A 21,588-nucleotide genomic window follows, 5' to 3' on the forward strand; every position below is an offset into this window, starting at 1 on the left:
CTGCTTTGAACGATCCGGTGCGTCGGATCTCGGGGAGCACGGTGCCGGTGATCCAGCGGCGGAACGCGACGGCCTCGGGCTTGTCCGAGCGGATGACGACCTCGTACATGCCAGCCTCGTTGACTACGACCGTCTGGCGCATCTGGCCGCGAGCGTTCTCAACATCCGTTCGCCGGATGTTGACCTGATCGAGGCGGTCGGCGACGTTCCCGACGTTGGCGATACCCAGGACGACGCAGAGGTCAGCGAGGACGAACCAGGGCTGGTCGTCGATCATCACAACGCGCACCGTGGTGTTCACGTACGTGAACGGCAGCAGGTCGGCGCTCATGCGCTGAACTCCGCAAGCGACGCCTCGTCAAAGCGGTAGTGGCCGCCGGGCGTCTTGATCGAGGGCTTGAGTTTTCCGTTGGCGACCCAGCGCCGGACTACTGAGGTGTCGACTCGGAATCGTTCTGCAACCTCGGTAGTCGTGAGTAACACGACTTGTGACATGCAGACACCGTGTCACACCCGCGTAATTCGTGTCAAGCACGACTTACCGAGTATTTATCTCGTTGATTCGGTGATACATCCCCGGAAACTGTGATCTTGTACGTATTGCGCGCAATGCACGAGATGTGCAGACTTAGCGCTATGAGCACAGTCAGGGATTGGATCCCGAGCACCAGCGACTTCGCTGCGCGCCTCGTCCTGGTCCGCCATCAGATGGGCTGGAACCTCAAGGAGGCCGCCCTCGCGTGCGGCGTCAAGGCGCAATCCTGGCGCGAGTGGGAGCTGGAGAACCGCAAGCCCCGCGACTACGAAGGCGTATGCCGGCAGATCTCCGATCGCAGCGGCTGCAACTTCGTCTGGCTGATGACTGGCGTGGGCCAGTCAACGCCGCCGGACGATGGGGGTCGGAGCCACCCGGGGGAATCGAACCCCCGACCTATTCATTACTGGTCAATTGCTCTACCGACTGAGCTAGGGTGGCGTGCCTGGCGAACCGGGCGGCACGAGTCTACGGCAGGGCCCGGCCCAGACCCAACTCACCCACGCAACGCCTGCCCGACGGTGGCCACCATGGCGTCGACCGCGAACTTCGGCTTGACGTTGATGGACAGCGCCTCGCGGCATTCCAGCACGGCCTCGATGCAGCGCAGCAGCCGGTCGGGTGGCACGTGCTCGGCCATGGCCGCCACTTTCTCAGCCATATCCGGGTGGTTGGCCGTCACCGACGAAGCCCCCGAGGAGACCAGCAGGGCGTCCCGAAAGTAGGTGGCCAGATCGATCAGGGCGCGGTCCAGGGCATCGCGGGAGGCGCGCGTCTGCCGGGACTTCTGCCGCTTCTCCAGCTCTTTGAGCGCGCCGACGGTGCCCCGGGTGGTGGCCGCAGTGCCCTTGCCGGTGCCGCCGGCCCCCAGGGCGGTCTTGAGCTCTTCGGTCTCCGTCTCGTTGCGGCCGGCGGTCAAGGCCAGCGCCTCGGCCTCGGCGACGGCCACCATCTCCTCGGCGGCGGCGAAGGCCCGCGCCGGCGTCGCCGCGTCGCGGGCCAGCCCCAACGCCCGTTTCCGCCGCTCCCGGGCCTCGGGATCGGTCGCCAGGCGACGGGCCCGGCCCACGTGGCCGCCGCTGACCGAGGCCGCCCACCGCGCATCTCCTTCGGGCAGCCCGTCACCGGAGATCAGCACATCGGCGATGGCGTCCACCGACGGCGTCGTCAACGCCACGTGCCGGCACCGGGAGCGCAACGTGATCGCGATGTCCTCGGGATCCACCGACGGTGCGCACAGCAGGAACACCGTCGACGGCGGCGGCTCCTCCACCACCTTCAGCAGCGCATTGGCCGCGCCTTCGGTGAGCCGGTCGGCGTCTTCGATCACGACGATCTGCCAACGGCCGGTTCCGGGCCGGCGCGAGGCGATCTGCACGATCTCGCGCATCTCCTTGACCGCGATCGACAGCCCCTCGGGCACGATGCGGCGCACGTCGGCGTGGGTGCCGGCCATCGTGGTGGTGCACGCCCGGCATTCGCCGCATCCGGGCACGCCCTCGGACGTGCACTGCAGCGCGGCCGCGAAGCACAGCGCTGCCACCGAGCGCCCCGATCCGGGCGGCCCGGTGATCAACCAGGCATGCGTCATGGTCCCAGCTGTGGTTCCGCTGTGGGCGGAATCACCACGGGCCGCCAAAGCCGCAGCCACCAGCTCCTGTTCCACCGCCTGCTGGCCCACCAGCCGCGAAAACACCCCGCTCATCGTCCTCAACAGTAGTGGTCAAGCCGACACAACCACGTCACAGCGGCGGTCAACGTCCCCGCGGCCCGATACGGTAAACGGGTGACCACGCAGCCCATCCCCGTCGCGCGAATCGGTGCATTCGCGCGATGGGTGGCGCGTACCCCGTGGCCGGTGTTCACGCTGGGCATGCTGCAGGCCGACATCATCGGCGCCCTGTTCGTCCTGGGCTTCCTGCGCTTCGGCCTGCCGCCGGAGGATCGCATCCAGCTCCAGGACCTTCCGGTGTTCAACCTGGCGATCTTCCTGGGCTACCTGTTCGTGTCGTTCACCGTCGGCGCCTACCTGGCCCTGCGGCTGCTGATCCCGGTGATCCGCTGGCAGCGTCGCGACACCCTGGTGTCGCAGTCCGACCCCCGGATCACCGAGCTGGCCCGGGTGCGGGCGCTGAAGATGCCGTTCTACCGGACCTTGATCAGCGTCACGAACTGGTTCCTCGGCTCGATCGTGTTCATCGTGGCCAGTTGGCCGGTGGCCAGCAAGTCCGCGCCGGTGGTCCTGGTGGCCACTGCGCTGGGCGCCACCGCCACCGCGATCATCGGCTACCTACAGTCCGAGCGGGTGCTGCGCCCGGTCGCGGTGGCCGCGCTACGCGGCGGGGTGCCGGAGAACTTCCGCGCCCCCGGCGTGATTCTGCGCCAGGTGCTCACCTGGGTGCTCTCGACGGGCGTTCCGGTTTTGGCGATCGTCCTTGCCCTGGTGGCCAGCAAGTTCTCAATCCTGACGGCATCGGCGGACCGGCTCATCACCCCCCTGTTGCTGCTGGCCATCGCCGCGCTGGTGATCGGGCTGTCCAGCACCGTACTGGTGGCCATGTCGATCGCCGACCCGCTGCGCCAGCTGCGCTGGGCACTCGGTGAGGTACAGCGCGGCAACTACAACGCGCACATGCAGATCTACGACGCCAGTGAGCTGGGCCTGCTGCAAGCCGGGTTCAACGACATGGTGCGCGAGCTGGCCGAACGGCAGCGGCTGCGGGACCTGTTCGGCCGCTATGTCGGTGAGGACGTGGCCCGCCGCGCCCTGGAACGCGGCACCGAGTTGGGCGGCCAGGAACGCGACGTGGCCGTGTTGTTCGTGGACCTGGTGGGGTCGACGCATCTGGCCTCGACGATTCCGGCGGCCGACGTGGTGAACCTGCTCAACGAGTTCTTCCGCGTCATCGTCGACACCGTCAACCGCCACGGCGGGTTCGTCAACAAGTTCCAGGGTGACGCGGCCCTGGCCATCTTCGGCGCCCCCATCGAGCATCCCGACGCCTCCGGCGGTGCGCTGGCGGCCTCCCGCGAACTGCATGACGAGCTGCTCAGCGTGCTGGGTACCGACATCGAGTTCGGGATCGGGGTCTCGGCCGGACGCGCGATCGCCGGCCATATCGGCGCCCAGGCCCGGTTCGAGTACACCGTGATCGGTGACCCGGTCAACGAGGCCGCCCGGCTCACCGAGCTGGCCAAGTTGGAGGAGGGCCACGTGCTGGCCTCGGCGATCGCGGTCAGCGGCGCACTGGATGCCGAGGCATTGAGCTGGGACGTCGGCGAGATCGTCGAACTGCGTGGCCGCACCGTACCGACGCAGCTGGCCCGCCCGATGAACCTGGTCCTGCCCCGCCACCTGGAACGCGAAGCCGAAAGCGACGTGCCGAGCTAAGCCTTCTTGGCCGCAGCCTTTTTCGCCGGGGCCTTCTTGGCCGCGGTCTTCTTGGCGGCAGCCTTCTTCGCCGGCGCCTTCTTCGCGGCCTTCTTCACCGGCCCGCGGGCCCGACGGTCGGCCAGCAGCTCCGAGGCCCGCTCATCGGTGATCGAGGCCACGTCATCGCCCTTGCGCAGGCTGGCGTTCGTCTCACCATCGGTGACGTAGGGCCCGAACCGGCCGTCCTTGATCACCATCGGCTTGCCCGACGCCGGGTCGGTGCCCAGCTCACGCAGCGGCGGGGCGGCAGCGGCCTGGCGGCCACGACGCTTCGGCTCGGCATAGATCTTCAGCGCCTCGTCGAGGGTGATGGTGAACATCTGTTCCTCGGTGGCCAGCGAGCGAGAGTCGGTGCCGCGCTTGAGGTACGGCCCGTAGCGGCCGTTCTGGGCGGTGATCTCCTCGTTGTTCTCGGGGTCCACACCCACCACGCGCGGCAGTGACAACAGCTTGAGCGCGTCGTCCAGCGTCACGGTCTCCAGATCCATTGTCCGCAAAAGCGATCCGGTGCGTGGCTTGGGCCCGGTGGGCTTCTTTCCCTTCTTGGCCGTCGTCCCCGCATCGGGGTCCTCCGGCGGCTCGGGCAGGATCTCGGTGACGTACGGGCCGAATCGCCCGTCCTTAGCGACGATTTCATGTCCGGTTGCCGGGTCGACACCCAGCACCCGGCCCTCTTGCGGCGTGGCGAAAGCCTTTTCGGCCAGTTCGAGGGTCAGTTCGTCGGGGGTCAGCTCGTCCTTGAGGTTCGCCCGCTGCGGCTTGAGCTCGCCCGGATTGTCCGGATCGGCGATCATCCGCTCCAGGTACGGCCCGTTGCGGCCCACGCGGACCACCACCGCGCGGCCTTCGTCGTCATCAAAGAGCTTGATGGAGTTGACTTCTCGCGCGTCGATGCCTTCGAGGTTGCCACCGACGAGGTGCTTGAGCCCACCGGCGCGGGCGATCGAGCCCTCGACGCCGTGCTCACCACCGAAGTAGAAATTCGACAGCCAGTTGGTGCGCTGCTCCTGGCCGTTGGCGATCTCGTCGAGTTCGTCTTCCATGGCCGCGGTGAAGTCGTAGTCCACCAGCCGGCCGAAGTGCTGTTCCAGTAGGCCGACGACGGCGAAGGCGACCCAGGACGGCACCAGGGCGCTGCCCTTCTTCTGCACGTAGCCGCGGTCCTGGATCGTCTTGATGATCGAGCTGTAGGTCGACGGGCGGCCGATGCCCAGCTCTTCCAGGGCCTTGATCAGCGAGGCCTCGGTGTAGCGGGCCGGCGGGCTGGTCTGGTGGCCGTCGGCGGTCAGATCGGCCGCGTCGACGCGCTGCCCCTGGGTCAGGTTCGGCAGGCGGCTCTCGGCGTCGTCGGACTCACCACCGGCCAGCTCATCGATGCTCTCGACGTAGGCCTTGAGGAAGCCCGGGAACGTGATGGTGCGACCGGACGCGTTGAAGACGACCTGCTCGCCACCAGCAGCGGTGCCGGCGATCCGCAGCGACAGCGTCGTGCCGCGCGCATCGGCCATCTGCGAGGCCACGGTGCGCTGCCAGATCAGCTCGTAGAGCCGGAACTCGTCGGTGTCGAGCTGGGCGTGCAGCTGACCGGGAGTCTGGAACACGTCACCGGCGGGGCGGATGGCCTCGTGCGCCTCCTGGGCGTTCTTGACCTTGCGCGTGTACTGCCGCGGCGACGGATGCACGTATTCGTCGCCGTAGAGCTGACGGGCCTGGTTGCGGGCAGCGTTGATGGCCGACTCCGACAGCGTCGTCGAGTCGGTACGCATGTAGGTGATGTAGCCGTTCTCGTACAGCCGCTGCGCGATGCTCATGGTGCGCTCGGAGGAGAAGCGCAGCTTGCGGCCGGCCTCCTGCTGCAGCGTCGAGGTCATGAACGGCGCGTAGGGCCGACGCGTGTACGGCTTCTGCTCGACGGAGCTGACCGCCAGCTGCGCCCCGCGCAGCCCGGAAGCCAGGGCCCCGGCGCTGGCCTCGTCGAGCACCAACACCTCGTCGGGCTTCTTGACCTGGCCCAGCGAGTCGAAATCGCGGCCGGTTGCGACGCGGCGGCCGTCGACGGTGTTGAGCTTGGCGGTGAACTTGGGCGGCGACGCCTCGGGGTCTGAGACGGACGCGTCGAGTTCGGCGCTGACATCCCAGTAGCCGGCGCTGCGGAACGCCATGCGCTCGCGCTCCCGCTGCACGATGATGCGGGTGGCCACCGACTGCACGCGGCCGGCCGACAACTTCGGCGCCACCTTCTTCCACAGCACGGGCGAAACCTCGTAGCCGTAGAGCCGGTCGAGGATGCGGCGGGTTTCCTGCGCGTCGACCAGGGCGATGTCGAGGTCGCGGGGGCTTTCGGCGGCGGCCCGGATGGCCGGTTCGGTGATCTCGTGGAACACCATCCGCTTGACCGGCACCTTGGGCTTGAGCGTCTCCAGCAGGTGCCAGGCGATCGCCTCACCCTCGCGGTCACCGTCCGTCGCGAGGTAGAGCTCGTCGACGCCTTTGAGCAGGTCCTTGAGCTCGGTGACGGTGCTCTTCTTGTCGGGGCTGACGATGTAGAGCGGTTCGAAGTTGTCGTCGACGTTGACCCCGAGGCGGGCCCAGGGTTCGGATTTGTACTTGGCGGGCACGTCGGCGGCATTGCGCGGCAAGTCGCGGATGTGCCCGCGGGAGGACTCGACGACGTAATTGGATCCGAGGTAGCCGGCTATCTTGCGCGCCTTGGTCGGCGACTCGACAATCACGAGTCGCCGGACATTCCCCTTGCTTCCGCTGCCGCCATTATCGCCAGCCAACTGTGCCTACGCTCCACTTCTATAGTTGCCGCGCCACGCCCGGCAACTGACAATTTCGCATTACGCGCGAGCCTACGCAAACCGGCTCTCCGCGTGTACACCATTAAATACGCGGCCAGTGCGCCAACGCCGCGGCGTCATCCGGGGGTTCCCCGACGTTCTCTACCAGGCGCGATAGCCGTCGTCGCCCACTGATCCGCAGCGCCGGATGCGACCCTCTGGTCCCGATCAGAGTTGGTGCGATCCCCACCCGCATCATCGCCGCGGCGAGCGGCGCATGCGTATCGGGGGCATGTGGGTCCAGGCCCAGCAGGTAGCGGTCCTCGGCCTCCGGGGCGCCCGCGGCCAGCGTCCAGGCCCGCAACTCACGCGAGCCGGGCAACCACGTCGTGGGCACCGTCTTCACCGCACCGCGGGTCCATTGCCCCGCGATCAGCATCAACTGCGGATCCAACGCGGTGCGCACCAACGGGTTGTTTTCGTCGGTGCGGGAAATCTCCGCAACCAAACCGGCCTCACCCATCATCTCGGCCAGCCCCTCGGCGCGCCACAGATCGTCGACGACGACCGAGATCCGGGCGGCCGCTGCGCCACCGTTGCTCGCCACGACCACCTGACCCGGACCGGCGAGCACCCCGGTCAGATCGGACGCCGCGGGCGGCACCGACTCGGCCGAGAAGAAGGACAGCTGGCTCACGAATCGACACTAGGCCAGCGTGGCCCGCAAAAACGAGAACACCCCCGCGGTGTCCGGTTCGGACTCACACGGGGGTGTTCACTTTGGGTTTGTGTGCCTCAGATGGCCCGTACACCCGTGGCCTGCGGCCCCTTGGGGCTCTGGCCGACCTCGAACTCAACCTTCTGGTTCTCCTCCAGGGTGCGGAATCCGCTGCCCTGGATTTCCGTGTAGTGGACAAACACGTCGGCCGAGCCGTCCTCCGGAGCAATGAAGCCGAAGCCCTTTTCCGCGTTGAACCACTTCACAGTTCCCTGTGGCATCTTTTGTTCTTTCCTTCTCTTTCAACCGGGTGCGGTCCACCGACTTCCGATGTACCGGGCCCGTTCCGACCGCCATCCTTCGTGGAGTCGCCGGAACTGACCCGACCTACAACCCTCGCAGGAACCGCGATCGCAACGACGATCCTGCGAGTGCGAGTACAAACACAGAAGCTGCGACCGTGATCAGTCAACCATGTTCGGGTCGGCTGCGACAGTCTTGGCGTGCGGCGCGTGGTGAACAATTCGTTTACAAATCCGGGCCGAGCTCGGCGGGGTAGATCGAAGGAGGACGAACAGTGCTGGATCAGGGGTCGGATTTCGGCCGTGAGCTGCTCGCTTGCGCTATCGAGGGCACCCCGGCCGACGAAGATCCGCTACGCCATGTCGCGGATATCCCGCCGCGGCACGGCAAACCGCGACAGTGGCCGCAATGGGCCCATCCGGAGGTGGTGCGGGCATTGGACGAGCGCGGCATCACCGCGCCGTGGTCGCATCAGCTCGAGGCCGCCGAATTGGCCCATGCCGGACGGCATGTCGTGGTGTCCACCGGAACCGCGTCGGGAAAGTCCCTGGCCTACCAGTTACCGATCCTGTCGACCCTGGCGCATGACCGCCGCGCCCGGGTGCTCTACCTGTCCCCGACCAAGGCGCTCGGTCACGATCAGCTGCGCACCGCACAGGAGCTGAGTGACGCCGTCGCCGCGCTGCGCGACGTGGCGCCCGCCCCGTATGACGGTGACAGCGCGGTCGAGGTGCGCCGGTTCGCCCGGGAACGATCGCGGTGGATCTTCTCCAACCCGGACATGATCCACCTGTCGTTGCTGCGCAACCATGCCCGCTGGGCCGTGTTCCTGCGTCACCTCAAGTTCGTCGTCGTCGACGAATGCCATTACTACCGGGGCATTTTCGGCTCCAACGTGGCCATGGTGCTGCGTCGGTTGTTGCGGTTGTGTGCGCGTTATTCCCCCGAAGGCGCAGGCCCCACGGTCATCTTCGCCAGCGCCACCACCGCCTCCCCGGCCGAGACCGCCGCGGAGTTGATCGGCCAGACCGTCGCCGAGGTGACCGAGGACGGTTCACCGCAGGGCGCGCGCACGATCGCGCTGTGGGAGCCTGCGCTGCTCGACGATCTCACCGGCGAGAACGGCGCCCCGGTCCGGCGTTCGGCCGGCGCCGAGGCCGCGCGGGTGATGGCGGATCTGATGACCGAAGGGGCGCGAACGTTGACCTTCGTGCGGTCCCGGCGCGGTGCCGAGCTCACCGCGCTGGGCACCCGAGCCCGCTTGGAGGACACCGCACCTGAGCTTGCGGATCTGGTGGCGTCCTACCGCGCCGGTTACCTGGCCGAAGATCGCCGCGAGCTGGAAAACGCCCTGGCCGACGGACGACTGCGGGGCCTGGCGACCACCAACGCGCTAGAGCTCGGCATCGACATCGCCGGGCTGGATGCCGTGGTACTGGCTGGTTTTCCCGGCACCGTCACCTCCTTCTGGCAGCAGGCCGGCCGATCCGGGCGACGTGGGCAGGGTGCGCTGATCGTGTTGATCGCCCGCGACGATCCGCTGGACACCTACCTCGTGCACCACCCGGCAGCCTTGCTGGACAAGCCGATCGAGCGGGTGGTGATCGACCCGACCAATCCGCATGTGCTCGGTCCGCAATTGCTCTGTGCCGCAGCCGAACTGCCCCTCACTGAGGCCGAGGTCCGGTTGTGGAACGCCGAGGCGGTGGCCGAGACGCTCGTCGACGACGGGCTGTTGCGCAAGCGTCCGGGCGGTTACTTCCCCGCTCCGGGAGTGGATCCGCACCCGGCCGTCGACATCCGCGGTTCCAGTGGCGGCCAGATCGCGATCCTCGAAACCGACACCGGCCGGATGCTGGGCAGCACCGGCGCCGGACAGGCTGCGGCCTCACTGCATCCCGGTGCGGTGTATCTGCACCAGGGTGAGACGTACGTCGTCGAGTCGCTGTCGTTCGAGGACGGGGTGGCGTTCGTGTACGCCGCCGACCCCGGTTACACCACCTTTGCCCGGGAACTCACCGACATCTCGGTCACCGGACCCGGCGAACGCCGAACGTTCGGCCCGGTCACCGTGGGCCTGGTGCCGGTCTCGGTGACGAACACCGTGGTCGGCTACCTGCGTCGGCGGATGGACGGCGAGGTGATCGACTTCGTCGAGCTGGAAATGCCGCCGAGCACGCTGGACACCATGGCCGTGATGTGCACGATGACACCGGAAGCGTTGCAGGACAACGGGATTGACTCGCTGACGGTGCCGGGAAGTCTGCACGCGGCCGAACACGCGGCGATCGGCCTGTTGCCGTTGGTGGCCAGCTGCGACCGCGGCGACATCGGCGGAGTCTCGACCGCCGTCGGGCCAGTGGACGGGTTGCCCACCATATTCGTCTACGACGGGTATCCCGGTGGGGCCGGTTTCGCCGAGCGCGGGTTCCACAATCTGAGTACCTGGTGGGGTGCGACGGCCGAGGCGATCGAGGCTTGCGAGTGTCCGAACGGTTGTCCCTCGTGTGTGCAGTCACCGAAATGCGGCAACGGCAACGATCCCTTGGACAAGGCAGGCGCGGTGCGCGTATTACGTCTGGTGCTCGGCGCGCTGAGTACTTCCTCAGCGATCCCCCGACCGTGTTGACGACCGACCCCTCGACGGCCGACGACACGGATCGACAACTACGTGGCTGCATTCGGCCACGCCGAACACGCAGACGTTGCGACGAACGGTCGGACAACGCGATCCGTTCCCAATCCCGGACGCCGGGCGCAGTGGCAAATTACGTGAACTCACTCATGTTTGCAACCCTCCCGATCACTCGGTCCCCTGCCGTCACCGTGATCCGCAGTCCCCGGGCGCGGAATCCGTCGTCAATTCGCGCGAGGAAGGCGCTCGGCCCACCGGTAAAATGCTGGCCATGACCCACGACTGGCTGCTCGTGGAGACGCTGGGTAGCGAGCCAGTGGTGGTCGCGCGAGGTCTGCAGACGAAGAACCTCGTCCCAATCAGTGTGTTCTTGCGACGAAATCCGCACCTGATGGCAATTCATAGCGCGATCAGGGAAACCGTGCAGGCCGGACAGGGCTTGACGAGCATCACGACCAAGAACGACCGCGTAATCCGCACCGAGGTGGTGCGGATGTCCGACGGCTGCATCCACGGCGTGCATGTGTGGATCGGGCCGATCGATGCCGACCCGCCACCACGACCGGTCCCGGGTCCGCTGCTGTGGGACCTGACCGCCGGCTTCGCCACCGACACCGCCGAATCATTGCGTAACAGCGGCATGGATCCGGAAACCGAACCCACCCATCACCGCGCCTTCGCCGACGATCTGCCCGCCAGAGACCTCAACGGCAGTGAGGCCAAGGTGCTGGCGATGACGATCAAACCGGTGGTGGGCAACACCTTGTGCACGACCTGGGATGTCACCGATCATCGCGGGGAACTCATCACCGTGGGCTTCGTGGCCCGGGTGACCAGCGAAGCGCAGGACGACGGCTCCGAGCGCATCGTCTGCCGGGCGATGAACTGGCGCAGCGAACGCGAAACCGCGCTGGTGCGTGAGGACACCTTGGCCCAACGCATCCTCAACGGGCTGGCTCAGCCCGGCGTACACCGGGTCTTGGTCGACCTCGACAACTGGAAGTTGTTGAAATGGCTCGACGAACCCGCCCCGTTCTTCGATTGGCGCAACCACGACGGTGGACCAGCCCGCATCCATCCCATCGATGCCCGACACATGGCGAGGATGACCACCGAGTTCAGCAGCGGTATCACCACAGCCGTGCTGCGCATGCGCGCCGAGGACGGCGGCTGGCAGCCGGTGCACATGACGATCAACCGGATCGAGCTCGATGAGGACACCTTCGTCGGCCTGATCGCGCTTCGGCTACCGACCGACGGTGAGGTGGCCGCGGCAGACCTCGACCGGATCGACTAGGCCGCCGCCACATTCACCGGCCCGGCCCGGGCCGAGGCTCTCGCCGGACCGAAACCCCAGCGGCCGAGCCGGACCGGGACCGACACCTCGAGCACCACGTCGAGCCCTTCGATGCGGCATCCGCCGAGCACCGAGCGCATCCGCGCGGCGATCCGGCCGGCCTGCCCACACGCCGCCTCTGGACCGGAGGCCACGGCGCCGGCAGCACCCAGCGCGGCGAGGTCGGCCGCGGCCTGGGCCCGGTGCCGTGCCGTCACCGCCGCCCCAAGGTAGGCGCCCCCGGCGGCGAACGCGACGACCACCGCGATCATCGCCGCGGCCAGCACCGTGGCCGAGCCCCGCTCACCCGACGCCGGGTTCGGGGACCGCGACCGCCTCGGCGGACACCGTGAACCCCGGTAGCGCCGTGGCTGCTCTGACCCGGGCGACCACCATCGGACCGTCGGGGCCGACGTGAACGACCGCGCCGGACGGGGCGATCCGTCGAGCCGCCGCGGTAGCGGTGTCGGTTTCACCCCGGGCCGCCAACCGGGCGGCTTCCCGGGCAGCGTCGATGCAACGGATCTGCATCCCCACCGCGCTGAGGCCGCCCACGCACAACACCAGGACCGCCACCAGTGCCGCGATCGCGAAGGCCGCCTCGACGGTGACCGCGCCCCGGTCATCTAGACGTTGGTGTTCAGGGCCCGGCTGATGATGTTGGTCAGGGCGCTGACGATCGAATCGCCGGTGACCACCGTGTACAAGATCGCCCCGAACGCGGCGGCGGCAATCGTGCCGATGGCATATTCCACCGTGGACATGCCTGATTCGTCGAGCATCAGCAGCGTCGCCCTGGCGTTCATCCGCTGAATCATGTTTCCCTCCATACACTTTCCTCTCTTTGCCGGACCTGCTCACAACAAACCTGAACCCAGCACGTCACCGGCCAGACCGGCGACCACCGGAATGACACCCAGACACACGAAAGCCGGCAGATAGCACAGCCCCAACGGTCCGGCCACCAGCACCGCGGCGCGTTCGGCCACCGCGTCGGCAGCGGTGGCCGCGTCGTGACGCGACTGCGCGGCCAGCTCGGCCACCCCGTCGGCCAGCGCGCTGCCCGAGGCGGCCGAGCGTCGGGCCAGCCGCAGCAAGGCCTCGACGTTGCTGTCCCGAGGCGACGTGTCATTGCTTGGCGCCCAGGCCCGTTCCGGGTCGGCGCCGAGGGCCAACAGCTCGGCCGCCCGGTGCAACACCGGTGCCAGAGTCGGCGGTGCCGACGCGGTGGCCGCGGCTGCCGCGGTCGAGACCGCCATCCCGGCAGACAGACACGCGGCAAGAAGATCGAATGTCGAGGCGGCGGCCAGCGGATCATCGGCCGGACTCGGCTGCCGACCTCGAGAAGGCGCCGGGGCCGGTGCCGCCCGAGCGCGTACCCGGGCCGGATCTGCACCGATCAGCAGTGCTGCGGCGAGAAGCAATGCGGCCCAGATCATTTCAAGACCCGATCGGTGATCCGGTCTGACCACGTCAGGCCGGCGCAGGCCAGCAACACTCCGATGCCCAGCAGCCAACCGCCGATCCCGGGACCGCATAGGAACGCCAACGGCCTCGCACCGATCAACTGACCGAGGACCAGCCCCGCCACCGGCAACCCGGCGAGGACCGCCGCCGTCGTCCGAGGACCTGCCATGGCGGCCTGGACATGCGACGAAAAGCGCTCACGCTCGACGATGTCGCGTTGCGCCGTGCGCATGAGGGCGGCGATCGACAGGCCATATGCGTGGGCCAGGCGCCAACACGCAGCGAGCCGGTACCAGTGCATCGGCAGCCGCGAGCTTGCCGCGACATCCTCCAATCCGGCCGCCACGTCGGCGCCCAGTCGTGCTCTGGCGGCAACCGCGCTCAAGCCCTGACGCACCGGCCCGGTCGCCTCGGCGGCCGCGGTGTCGAAGGCATTGACCGGATGGACACCGGTGCGTAGCTCGCCGACCAACACGTCCAGGGCAGCCTGGAGCGCAGCCGATTCCTCCTGTCGTCGCTGCCGAGTGAACGCACGCCTGCGACGCACCGTCACCGTGGTGGCGACGGCTACCACGGCCAGCGCTGCCGGAAACGAAACCAGCACCGCCACAACCACTCCCAGCACCGTCACCATCAATTCCACCGAGGTACGACGCCGCTGCGGGACACGGCTGGGCCGTAACGGGGCCGCACGGCGAGTAGTGACCGGCCAGAGTAAAAGTGCGGCTGCCAATGCCAGGGCGCTGATCGTCATGAGCACATCCGCTGATGGAGCAACGCGTTGAGCGCGTCTGCGCCACACCCCCACCCGCTGTCGGCATGCCACGCCGTCATCACCTCGAGGTCGTGCCGCCCAGCCCGGTGCAATACCGCGATCTCGGCGAGCCGGCGACGCCCGTTCCGGTCCCGACCCACGTGCAGCAGCACCTGCACGGCGGCGGCCAGCTGGCTGATCAGTGCGGCGCGGTCCAGCCCGCCGAGCGCACCGAGTGCCTCCAGCCGCGCCGGCACCTCGGCCGGGTTGTTGGCGTGGACCGTGCCCGCACCGCCGTCGTGGCCGGTGTTGAGTGCGGCGAGCAAGTCCACCACCTCTGCCCCGCGCACCTCACCCACGACGATTCGGTCCGGACGCATCCGCAGCGCCTGGCGCACCAGATCCCGCACGGTCACCTCGCCGACGCCCTCGACGTTGGCGGCACGCGCCACGAGCTTGACCAAATGCGGATGCTGCGGAGCCAATTCGGCGGCGTCCTCGACACACACGATGCGTTCGCACCCGTCGACGGCGCCGAGTGCGGCGGCCAGCAAGGTGGTCTTGCCGCATCCGGTTCCTCCGGAGATGAGGAACGCCAGCCTGGCCCGGATGATGGCCCGCAGCAGGTCTGCCACCTCCGGCGGAATCGCCCCAGACCGGGTGAGGCTGTCGAGGTTCTGGGTGGCTGGGCGCAACACCCGCAGCGACAGGCAGGTGCCCGCGGACGCGACCGGGGGCAGCACCGCGTGCAGGCGCACGGTGAACGGGCCGATACCGGTGAGTTGACCGTCTACCCACGGCTGCGCCTCGTCGAGCCGACGCCCGGCCAGCAGTGCCAGCCGCTGCGCCAGCCGGCGGACTGCGCCCTCGTCGGTGAAACACACAGTGCTGCGGTGCAATCCATTGCCGTCGTCCACCCAGACCGCATCAGGTGCGGTCACCAGCACATCGGTGGTCGTCGGTGCACACAGCAGCGGCTCCAGAAGCCCGGCGCCGGTCAACTCGGTTTCCAGCAGCCGCAGATTGCTCAGTACCTCGGTGTCGCCGAGCAGGCCGCCGGACTCGGCCCGGATCGCCGCGGCCACCACGCCTGGGCTCAGCGCGCCCCGCGACGACGTCTCGTTGACCAGCCGTTCGCGCACCCGGTCTATCAGTGAGGAGCTCATGCCGCCTCCTGCGCCGGGTGCCCGGCCAGGACCGCGAGCACCCGACGCGCCGCCGATCCCAGCGGTGACCGAGGCCGCACGCGTAATCCGCCGCGCTCCAACGCCTCGGCGAGACCGGACTGCGGACGCATCGCGGCCAGCAACGGCAGGTCCACGATTCGGGCCACCTCGGCTGCGCGAAGGCCGCCGGGTGACGGGCCACGGACCACCACGCCCGCGTTCGGGTTGCAGGCCAGCAGCCAGGGGCGGGCGGCGGCCGCCGCGGTACACGAGCGCACGTCGGCCGGTGTCACCACCACGACGAGATCAGCGACATCCAACGCGGTCTCGGCCGCTGCGGTGGCGCGCCGGGGCACATCGCAGACGACGGTGACGCCGCCGCGGCACCCGGCGTCGATGACCGCGCCCAGCGGCCCGGCTTCGATCTCGACTCCCGAACGCCCGCTGGCGAGCACGCTGACCCCGTCCCGGCGCGGCAGCGCGTCACGCAGCGCCGGAAATCCCAACCGGCCACCCTGCAACGCCAGGTCCGGCCACCGCAGCCCGGCCAGATCCTCGCTGCCGGCCACCAGGTCGATGCCGCCACTCCACGGGTCGGCCTCGACCAGCAGCGCTTCGGTTGCCGATTGCGCCAGCGCCACCGCGAACACCGAAGCGCCGGCGCCTCCTCGAGCACCCAGCACCGCCACGGCCGGACCTCGGCCGTCGTCGCGGCACGCGGCCTCGGACAGTGCCGCGACCAGATCGGCCTCTTGGGCCGGCAGGGTAACCAGTTGTTGCGCGCCGACCGCGATCGCGGCCTGCCAATCTTCCGGTTGTGGTTCAGTCCGGCCGACGATGACGACCCGGGCGCGACGAGGCAGTGCGCGTGCTGCACAACGCAGCGCGGCCGCGGCGTCGAGCAGTATCGCGGCGGCGGCCATCCAGGCCTTGCGTCCGGAAGGTTCGTCGACGAGGACCAGCCCCACGCCCGCCGCGGCGGCCACCCGGGACACGTCTTCGCGTAGCAGCGGATCGCCGATGAGCGCCAGCACGGTGCCCGGTGGGCTGGTCGGGGTCTTCGAGGTGGCCATGCCCCAAGCCTGGGGGCAACCACGGCCTGGGCACCATCGCCAATTCGCCGATTGTGGATGAACTGGACGCTGTGGATGAATCGCGGTCCGCGTACGTACCGGCAACCACGCACTGAAAATACGGTTCCGCAACTACGGCGGCGGGGCCGGTGAGGATTCTTCCCCTGAAAAAGGGACGACCCCCGCCAGGGGGGGAGGAGGCGGAGGTCGTCGTGTATCAGCCCCGGGGGGTCGGGCTGATACACCCTCGGCATAAGCCGAGTAATGCTCACTATACACACGGAACTGCCAAAACACGCAAGGGACATCTGCGCGGGCTACCGACTGTCTCGCCGGGGCCGTCGCCCGCAAGAATGTGTCGTGAACTGCCATTTTGTGTTGCCGGCCAGATAGGGCGAGGCACCTGCCTCTATGCTTGCGCCTGTGACCGCAACCGATCGGGCTGCCGGGGAGTCGATCGCACAGCAATCCGCACCGCACGGTGACCGGCCGGTGCGCACCGCCGCCTTCTTCGACCTCGACAAGACCGTCATCGCCAAGTCCAGCACGCTGGCTTTCAGCAAACCTTTCTTCAATCAGGGCCTGCTGAACCGCCGCACCGTCCTCAAGTCCACCTACGCCCAGTTTCTGTTCCTGATGTCGGGTGCCGACCACGATCAGATGGACCGGATGCGCAGCTACATCACCAACATGTGCACCGGCTGGGATGTCGAGCAGGTCAAGTCGATCGTCGGCGAGACACTGCACGACATCGTGGACCCGTTGGTCTTCGCCGAGGCGGCGGAGCTGATCGCCGATCACAAGCTGTGCGGCCGCGATGTCGTCGTGGTGTCGGCCTCGGGCGAGGAGATCGTCGCCCCGATCGCCCGGGCCCTGGGCGCGACCCATGCGATGGCCACCCGCATGGTGGTCGAAGACCGGCGGTACACCGGCGAGATCGCGTTCTACTGCTACGGCGAAGGCAAAGTCGAGGCGATTCGCGCCCTGGCCGCCCGCGAGGGCTATGCGTTGGACCACTGCTACGCGTACTCGGACTCGATCACCGACATCCCGATGCTCGAAAGCGTCGGCCACCCGACGGCCGTCAACCCCGACCGGGGGTTGCGCAAAGAAGCCGCCGCCCGCGGGTGGCCGGTGTTGACCTTCAGCCGACCGGTATCGCTGCGCGATCGGATCCCGGCCCCGTCGGGGGCTGCGGTCGCCACGAGTGCCGCCGTCGGGATCAGCGCTCTGGCGGCCGGCGCGCTGACGTATTCACTGCTGCGACGCTTCACTTCCTGACCTACCGCATGTAGTAGCTGAGGCCCTCGGCGTAACGATCAGAACTCGGCCCTGTTTCACCCTTGCTGTGACCGTGGTCACGTAGTACAAAGGAACCACGGAAGCTTGGATGAGGCCAAGGCTTAGCCGGAAGAGAAGGCTAAATCTCCCGAACCAAGCTCCCCAGCACGGGTCCCGGCACCCACGCGGAGCACATGCCGCGGAATAGGCAAAAGTGTTGCGGGCCTGCGTGATTGCGAGGAGCGGACGGCCACGACGGCTCTTTGGGTAGGGCCGCAGCCGAAGCGCATCGCAAGGACGCCGAGGCCACCCACGCAACCCACGTTGGCACGCTTGGTAACCGGTATCCGTGCTAGCGGGCGACGAGCCGAACATCGTTCGGACCGTCGCCCGCTTTCGTTTGCTGAGGCAGCTCCGTGCGGCGGGTCAGCCGGCCGCTGACTGGGCGATCTGCAACGCTTCTCGCGCGCCACCCTTCAACGCCTCGCTACTGAACAGCAGCCACGCGGTCAACCCGTCGTGCGTGCCGGAGGCGAATCCCCGTGCGGCAGCCCGGTACTCCCCCGACTTGCGCATCCAATACACCTCCGGCACCCCGAGGCCGTGCGGATCCAACCCACTGGCGATCGTCACCAGACGCGACACCGCACGCGCCACCACCCCGTCGGCGGTACCGAATGGAGCCAGGCTGAGGAGTTCGCCGTGGGCGACCGCCGCCAACACCGGGGCCGGAACTTTGGAGCCGCCGGCCAGGATGTCGGTCAGCAGTTCGAGACGACGCCCGACGTCGGGATCGGTTCGTGGCCGGCCCAGATGCTCGTCGTCGGCGAGGTCGGCGGCGGCCAACGCGTGCAACCGGGCCAAGGCCTGCATCGGCGCTCGCTGCCACACTCCGACCAGCGCGGTGGCGCCGCCTTCGAGTGCTTCGGCGACCCGGATGGCGCCCGCGGTGACCGGATCGGGCTCACCGTCGGCGGACAGCTGCACCGCCCCGCCGTCGAGCACCGCCGACGCCCGCGCCGCACGGAGGGCCGCCTCGGCCGCGGTCTGCGGCCAGCCCCGCAGATTGAACTTGTGCCGATGCGCCCGGCCCAGGGCATCCCGCGCCTCGTCGCTGGCCGCGGAAACACCGGGCAGGTCAACGAGCGGTGCGAGTGGATCGGTGTTTGTCGGCTTCTCGCGCGAGCGCTCGTCGGTCACGGGCATCAACGCTAGCCGACCGCTGAACATGCGCTCGCCGACCGTTGGGCGCAACAACGCTGCCGCCCGTCAACCGTCTTGTGACGTCCCAACGCCTGTGCAACGTTTGGTGACTAGGCTCACATGCATGTCTAACCCGTCAGCGACCTCTACCGAAGTCCCGTCAGCCTATCCGCCGCCTGCTGAATTCGCGGCCAATGCCAACGCGACGGGCGAGTTGTACGCCGAGGCCGAGAAGGACCGGCTGGCGTTCTGGGCCGCCCAGGCCAACCGGCTGAGCTGGCAGACCCCGTTCAGCGAGGTCCTCGACTGGTCCGACGCTCCCTTCGCCAAGTGGTTCGTCGGCGGCAAGCTCAACGTCGCCTACAACTGCGTGGACCGTCACGTCGAGGCGGGCCACGGCGACCGGGTGGCGATCCACTGGGAGGGTGAGCCCGTCGGTGATGCCCGCGACATCACCTACGCCCAGCTCAAGGATGAGGTCTCCCGGGCTGCCAATGCCCTGACCGAGCTCGGCCTAACCGCCGGCGATCGGGTGGCCATCTACATGCCGATGGTGCCCGAGGCGATTGTGGCGATGTTGGCCTGCGCCCGCCTGGGTGCCATGCACAGTGTTGTGTTCGCCGGCTTCTCCGCCAGCGCACTGCGGGCCCGCGTCGAGGACGCCCAAGCCAAACTCGTCATCACCACCGACGGCCAGTACCGCCGCGGGCAGGCCGCCTCACTCAAGGCGGCCGTCGACGAAGCGGTCTCGGATCAGCCGTCGGTCGAGCATGTGTTGGTGGTGCGTCGCACCGGGATCGATGTCGACTGGACCGACGGGCGCGATCTGTGGTGGCACGAGACCGTCGAGAAGGCCTCCACCGAGCACACCCCGGAAGCGTTCGACGCCGAGCAGCCACTGTTCCTGCTCTACACCTCGGGCACCACCGGCAAGCCCAAGGGCATCGTGCACACCTCGGGCGGCTACCTCACCCAGTCGGCGTACACGCATTTCAACGTGTTCGACCTCAAACCCGAGAGCGACGTGTACTGGTGCACCGCCGACATCGGCTGGGTCACCGGGCACACCTACATCGTCTACGGCCCGCTGGCCAATGGCGCCACCCAGGTGGTCTACGAGGGCACCCCGACGTCACCGACCGAGCACCGCCACTTCGAGATCATCGAAAAGTACGGTGTCACAATCTATTACACCGCGCCCACGCTGATCCGCACCTTCATGAAGCTGGGCCGCCAGATCCCCGCCGCACACAACCTGTCCAGTCTGCGGCTGCTGGGTTCGGTGGGCGAACCGATCAACCCCGAGGCCTGGCGCTGGTACCGGGAAGTCATCGGCGCCAATAAGACTCCCGTCGTCGACACCTGGTGGCAGACCGAGACCGGGGCCATCATGATCTCCCCGCTGCCCGGTGTCACCGCGGCCAAGCCCGGTTCGGCGATGACGCCGCTGCCCGGTATCTCGGCCAAGATCGTCGACGACGACGGCAACGAACTGGTGCCCGGCGCCGACGAAGCCGAGCACGTCACCGGTTACCTGGTACTGGATCAGCCATGGCCGGCGATGCTGCGCGGCATCTGGGGTGACCCTCAGCGGTTCAAGGACACCTACTGGTCGCGCTTCGCCGAGCAGGGCTGGTACTTCGCCGGTGACGGCGCCCGCTACGACTCGGACGGCAACATCTGGGTGCTGGGTCGCATCGACGACGTCATGAACGTGTCCGGTCACCGAATCTCGACCGCCGAGGTGGAATCGGCCCTGGTCGGGCATTCCGGGGTGGCCGAGGCCGCCGTCGTCGGCGCATCCGATGACACCACCGGACAGGCGATCTGCGCATTCGTCATCCTCAAGGCCTCCGCGCACGGCGGGGCCGCGGACATGATCGACGAGCTGCGCGCCCAGGTGGCCACCGAGATCTCCCCGATCGCCAAACCGCGCGAGATCCACGTGGTGCCCGAGCTGCCCAAGACCCGCAGCGGCAAGATCATGCGCCGGTTGCTGCGCGATGTGGCCGAGGGCCGCGAGCTCGGTGACACCTCGACCCTGGTCGACCCCAGCGTGTTCGAGGCCATCCGCGCCAGCAAGTAACTCCGCCGAACAGACGCAAACCCGTACCTTTTCGCGCGAATCGGTACGGGTTTGCGTCTGTTCGCGCTAAGAAACGGGCACGAAACCCGTTCCCGGCCGGTTCTTGGCAGTGATGTCGGCCAGCTGGGTGTTGAACGACATCGTCACCGCGGGCGTGTGCAGCGGCACGAATTTCACCACGCAGGTGGGCAATTCCTCGGTGTAGGCGCCGTGGATCATGCCGACGAGCCGGTTGTTGACCGTCACCGGCGCGCCGGAATCGCCGGGCTGGCCGCACACCTGGTTGACGATGGTGCCGGGATCCTGACCCGGGCCCCACGTCACACCACACGAATAGCCCGTGGTGCGGCCGAGCTTGCAGGCAATCTCGCCGAACACCGGATCCGGTCCGAGCCCGTCGATCTGGAAGCCGTTGACGTTGTTGGTCGGGGTGACCTTGGCGGGATCGAACTGGATCACCGCGTAATCGAGCAGATCGTTACCGGCGACCATCGTGCCGAGCACCCCGGCGCCGTCGGCACCTTCGGCCGACACCGTGGCACCCGGTCCACCGCAGTGCGCCGAGGTGAAACCGATGAGCCGACCCGCGTTGTCGTGCCCGATCGTGGTGAGCGTGCAGAACGACTCTCCGTTGACCACGATGCCCGAACCGCCGCCGAGCACCACCGGTGCATCGGCATGCGCTTGACCGGGGGAAAGGACCGACGTGAGGATCGCAGCCAGGGCGATGATCGATGCACCGATGAGCAACTGCCTGCGGTGTCCGCTCGTCAAGTGTCCTCCAATCGACGCGCCCGACCCGCGCAACTCAAGAA

General features: G+C 68.0%; 20 protein-coding genes and 1 tRNA gene. 5 read left to right on the top strand and 16 right to left on the bottom strand.

All coding sequences use genetic code 11. From position 1 onward, the window contains the following. The 4 genes from A5733_RS05375 to A5733_RS05395 form a co-directional block, all read right to left on the bottom strand. A partial coding sequence (locus A5733_RS05375) for a BRO family protein (protein WP_255376477.1) occupies window positions 1–331 on the bottom strand: 331 nt, incomplete at its 3' end. Beyond that, on the bottom strand, window positions 328–495 hold the full coding sequence (locus A5733_RS05380; RefSeq protein WP_076239379.1) for a helix-turn-helix domain-containing protein: 168 nt from the start codon (window positions 493–495) through the stop codon (window positions 328–330). The genes A5733_RS05375 and A5733_RS05380, both read right to left, overlap by 4 nt. Window positions 496–903: 408 nt before the next feature. Beyond that, window positions 904–976, bottom strand: a tRNA-Thr gene (locus A5733_RS05390). 55 nt (window positions 977–1,031) lie between these two features. Next, window positions 1,032–2,240 carry a DNA polymerase III subunit delta' gene (locus A5733_RS05395; protein ID WP_076239380.1) on the bottom strand — a complete coding sequence of 403 codons (1,209 nt, stop codon included), beginning with the start codon at window positions 2,238–2,240 and terminating at the stop codon, window positions 1,032–1,034. Window positions 2,241–2,321: 81 nt separating this feature from the next. Between A5733_RS05395 and A5733_RS05400 the strand changes: the two genes are divergently transcribed. Further along, on the top strand, window positions 2,322–3,926 hold the full coding sequence (locus tag A5733_RS05400; protein ID WP_076239381.1) for an adenylate/guanylate cyclase domain-containing protein: 1,605 nt from the start codon (window positions 2,322–2,324) through the stop codon (window positions 3,924–3,926). Here A5733_RS05400 and topA read toward each other — a convergent pair. The 3 genes from topA to A5733_RS05415 all read right to left on the bottom strand — a co-directional run bounded on the left by topA (window position 3,923) and on the right by A5733_RS05415 (window position 7,750). Then, window positions 3,923–6,751 (bottom strand): type I DNA topoisomerase, encoded by a 2,829-nt coding sequence (topA, locus tag A5733_RS05405; RefSeq protein WP_076239382.1) that lies wholly within the window; start codon window positions 6,749–6,751, stop codon window positions 3,923–3,925. The two genes, A5733_RS05400 and topA, sit on opposite strands and share 4 nt — an antisense overlap. A gap of 103 nt (window positions 6,752–6,854) precedes the next feature. Beyond that, window positions 6,855–7,448, bottom strand: coding sequence for a hypothetical protein (locus tag A5733_RS05410; RefSeq protein WP_076239383.1), 594 nt, complete (start codon window positions 7,446–7,448; stop codon window positions 6,855–6,857). A gap of 98 nt (window positions 7,449–7,546) precedes the next feature. Beyond that, complete coding sequence (locus A5733_RS05415; RefSeq protein ID WP_003882601.1) at window positions 7,547–7,750, bottom strand: cold-shock protein; 204 nt, start codon at window positions 7,748–7,750, stop codon at window positions 7,547–7,549. A gap of 296 nt (window positions 7,751–8,046) precedes the next feature. Here A5733_RS05415 and A5733_RS05420 point away from each other — a divergent pair, with 296 nt between their 5' ends. Further along, complete coding sequence (locus A5733_RS05420; protein ID WP_076239384.1) at window positions 8,047–10,401, top strand: DEAD/DEAH box helicase; 2,355 nt, start codon at window positions 8,047–8,049, stop codon at window positions 10,399–10,401. Window positions 10,402–10,678: 277 nt separating this feature from the next. After that, a complete protein-coding gene (locus tag A5733_RS05425; RefSeq protein WP_076239405.1) occupies window positions 10,679–11,704 on the top strand; it encodes a PAS domain-containing protein in 1,026 nt (341 codons plus the stop codon). On the opposite strand, the gene A5733_RS27830 is transcribed toward A5733_RS05425, so the two are convergent. Genes A5733_RS27830 through ssd form a run of 7 tightly spaced genes read right to left on the bottom strand, consistent with a single transcriptional unit; the run spans window position 11,701 to window position 16,203 of the window. Next, window positions 11,701–12,015 (bottom strand): Rv3654c family TadE-like protein, encoded by a 315-nt coding sequence (locus tag A5733_RS27830; protein WP_369830906.1) that lies wholly within the window; start codon window positions 12,013–12,015, stop codon window positions 11,701–11,703. The genes A5733_RS05425 and A5733_RS27830 overlap by 4 nt on opposite strands. A gap of 31 nt (window positions 12,016–12,046) precedes the next feature. Continuing rightward, complete coding sequence (locus A5733_RS27835) at window positions 12,047–12,331, bottom strand: TadE family type IV pilus minor pilin (RefSeq protein ID WP_304528742.1); 285 nt, start codon at window positions 12,329–12,331, stop codon at window positions 12,047–12,049. 38 nt (window positions 12,332–12,369) lie between these two features. Next, window positions 12,370–12,573: a DUF4244 domain-containing protein gene (locus A5733_RS05440; protein WP_076239386.1), complete on the bottom strand. Its 204-nt coding sequence runs from the start codon at window positions 12,571–12,573 to the stop codon at window positions 12,370–12,372. A gap of 27 nt (window positions 12,574–12,600) precedes the next feature. Then, a complete protein-coding gene (locus A5733_RS05445) occupies window positions 12,601–13,182 on the bottom strand; it encodes a type II secretion system F family protein (RefSeq protein ID WP_067769751.1) in 582 nt (193 codons plus the stop codon). Beyond that, a complete protein-coding gene (locus A5733_RS05450; RefSeq protein ID WP_076239387.1) occupies window positions 13,179–13,964 on the bottom strand; it encodes a type II secretion system F family protein in 786 nt (261 codons plus the stop codon). The genes A5733_RS05445 and A5733_RS05450 overlap by 4 nt, the downstream gene beginning before the upstream one ends. Then, the gene (locus A5733_RS05455) at window positions 13,961–15,130 is read right to left on the bottom strand and encodes a TadA family conjugal transfer-associated ATPase (protein WP_076239388.1); all 1,170 of its coding nucleotides are present in this window, start codon (window positions 15,128–15,130) and stop codon (window positions 13,961–13,963) included. Before A5733_RS05455 ends, A5733_RS05450 begins: the two co-directional genes overlap by 4 nt. After that, complete coding sequence (ssd, locus tag A5733_RS05460; RefSeq protein WP_076239389.1) at window positions 15,127–16,203, bottom strand: septum site-determining protein Ssd; 1,077 nt, start codon at window positions 16,201–16,203, stop codon at window positions 15,127–15,129. Before ssd ends, A5733_RS05455 begins: the two co-directional genes overlap by 4 nt. 423 nt (window positions 16,204–16,626) lie before the next feature. On the opposite strand from ssd, the gene A5733_RS05470 reads away from it, so the two are divergent. Beyond that, window positions 16,627–17,484, top strand: a complete 858-nt coding sequence (locus A5733_RS05470) for an HAD-IB family hydrolase (RefSeq protein WP_198938735.1) — start codon at window positions 16,627–16,629, stop codon at window positions 17,482–17,484. A gap of 426 nt (window positions 17,485–17,910) precedes the next feature. On the opposite strand, the gene A5733_RS27660 is transcribed toward A5733_RS05470, so the two are convergent. Continuing rightward, the gene (locus tag A5733_RS27660; protein WP_233152623.1) at window positions 17,911–18,684 is read right to left on the bottom strand and encodes an oxidoreductase; all 774 of its coding nucleotides are present in this window, start codon (window positions 18,682–18,684) and stop codon (window positions 17,911–17,913) included. A gap of 127 nt (window positions 18,685–18,811) precedes the next feature. Between A5733_RS27660 and acs the strand changes: the two genes are divergently transcribed. Next, the gene (gene acs, locus A5733_RS05480) at window positions 18,812–20,773 is read left to right on the top strand and encodes an acetate--CoA ligase (protein WP_076239393.1); all 1,962 of its coding nucleotides are present in this window, start codon (window positions 18,812–18,814) and stop codon (window positions 20,771–20,773) included. 66 nt (window positions 20,774–20,839) lie between these two features. Here acs and A5733_RS05485 read toward each other — a convergent pair whose 3' ends face one another. Continuing rightward, window positions 20,840–21,547: a S1 family peptidase gene (locus A5733_RS05485; protein ID WP_076239394.1), complete on the bottom strand. Its 708-nt coding sequence runs from the start codon at window positions 21,545–21,547 to the stop codon at window positions 20,840–20,842. Window positions 21,548–21,588 lie beyond the last annotated feature (41 nt).

The organism is Mycobacterium sp. NS-7484 (assembly GCF_001953975.1).
In the GTDB taxonomy this organism is placed as follows: domain Bacteria; phylum Actinomycetota; class Actinomycetes; order Mycobacteriales; family Mycobacteriaceae; genus Mycobacterium.

What these genes read in the sequence shown, in the direction of transcription:
- A5733_RS05380 (WP_076239379.1), bottom strand. Translation starts at nt 495, where the DNA reads ATGTCACAAGTCGTGTTACTCACGACTACCGAGGTTGCAGAACGATTC.
- A5733_RS05395 (WP_076239380.1), bottom strand. Translation starts at nt 2,240, where the DNA reads ATGAGCGGGGTGTTTTCGCGGCTGGTGGGCCAGCAGGCGGTGGAACAG.
- A5733_RS05415 (WP_003882601.1), bottom strand. Translation starts at nt 7,750, where the DNA reads ATGCCACAGGGAACTGTGAAGTGGTTCAACGCGGAAAAGGGCTTCGGC.
- A5733_RS05425 (WP_076239405.1), top strand. Translation starts at nt 10,679, where the DNA reads ATGACCCACGACTGGCTGCTCGTGGAGACGCTGGGTAGCGAGCCAGTG.
- A5733_RS27830 (WP_369830906.1), bottom strand. Translation starts at nt 12,015, where the DNA reads ATGATCGCGGTGGTCGTCGCGTTCGCCGCCGGGGGCGCCTACCTTGGG.
- A5733_RS05440 (WP_076239386.1), bottom strand. Translation starts at nt 12,573, where the DNA reads ATGGAGGGAAACATGATTCAGCGGATGAACGCCAGGGCGACGCTGCTG.
- A5733_RS05445 (WP_067769751.1), bottom strand. Translation starts at nt 13,182, where the DNA reads ATGATCTGGGCCGCATTGCTTCTCGCCGCAGCACTGCTGATCGGTGCA.
- A5733_RS05450 (WP_076239387.1), bottom strand. Translation starts at nt 13,964, where the DNA reads ATGACGATCAGCGCCCTGGCATTGGCAGCCGCACTTTTACTCTGGCCG.
- A5733_RS05455 (WP_076239388.1), bottom strand. Translation starts at nt 15,130, where the DNA reads ATGAGCTCCTCACTGATAGACCGGGTGCGCGAACGGCTGGTCAACGAG.
- ssd (WP_076239389.1), bottom strand. Translation starts at nt 16,203, where the DNA reads ATGGCCACCTCGAAGACCCCGACCAGCCCACCGGGCACCGTGCTGGCG.
- acs (WP_076239393.1), top strand. Translation starts at nt 18,812, where the DNA reads ATGTCTAACCCGTCAGCGACCTCTACCGAAGTCCCGTCAGCCTATCCG.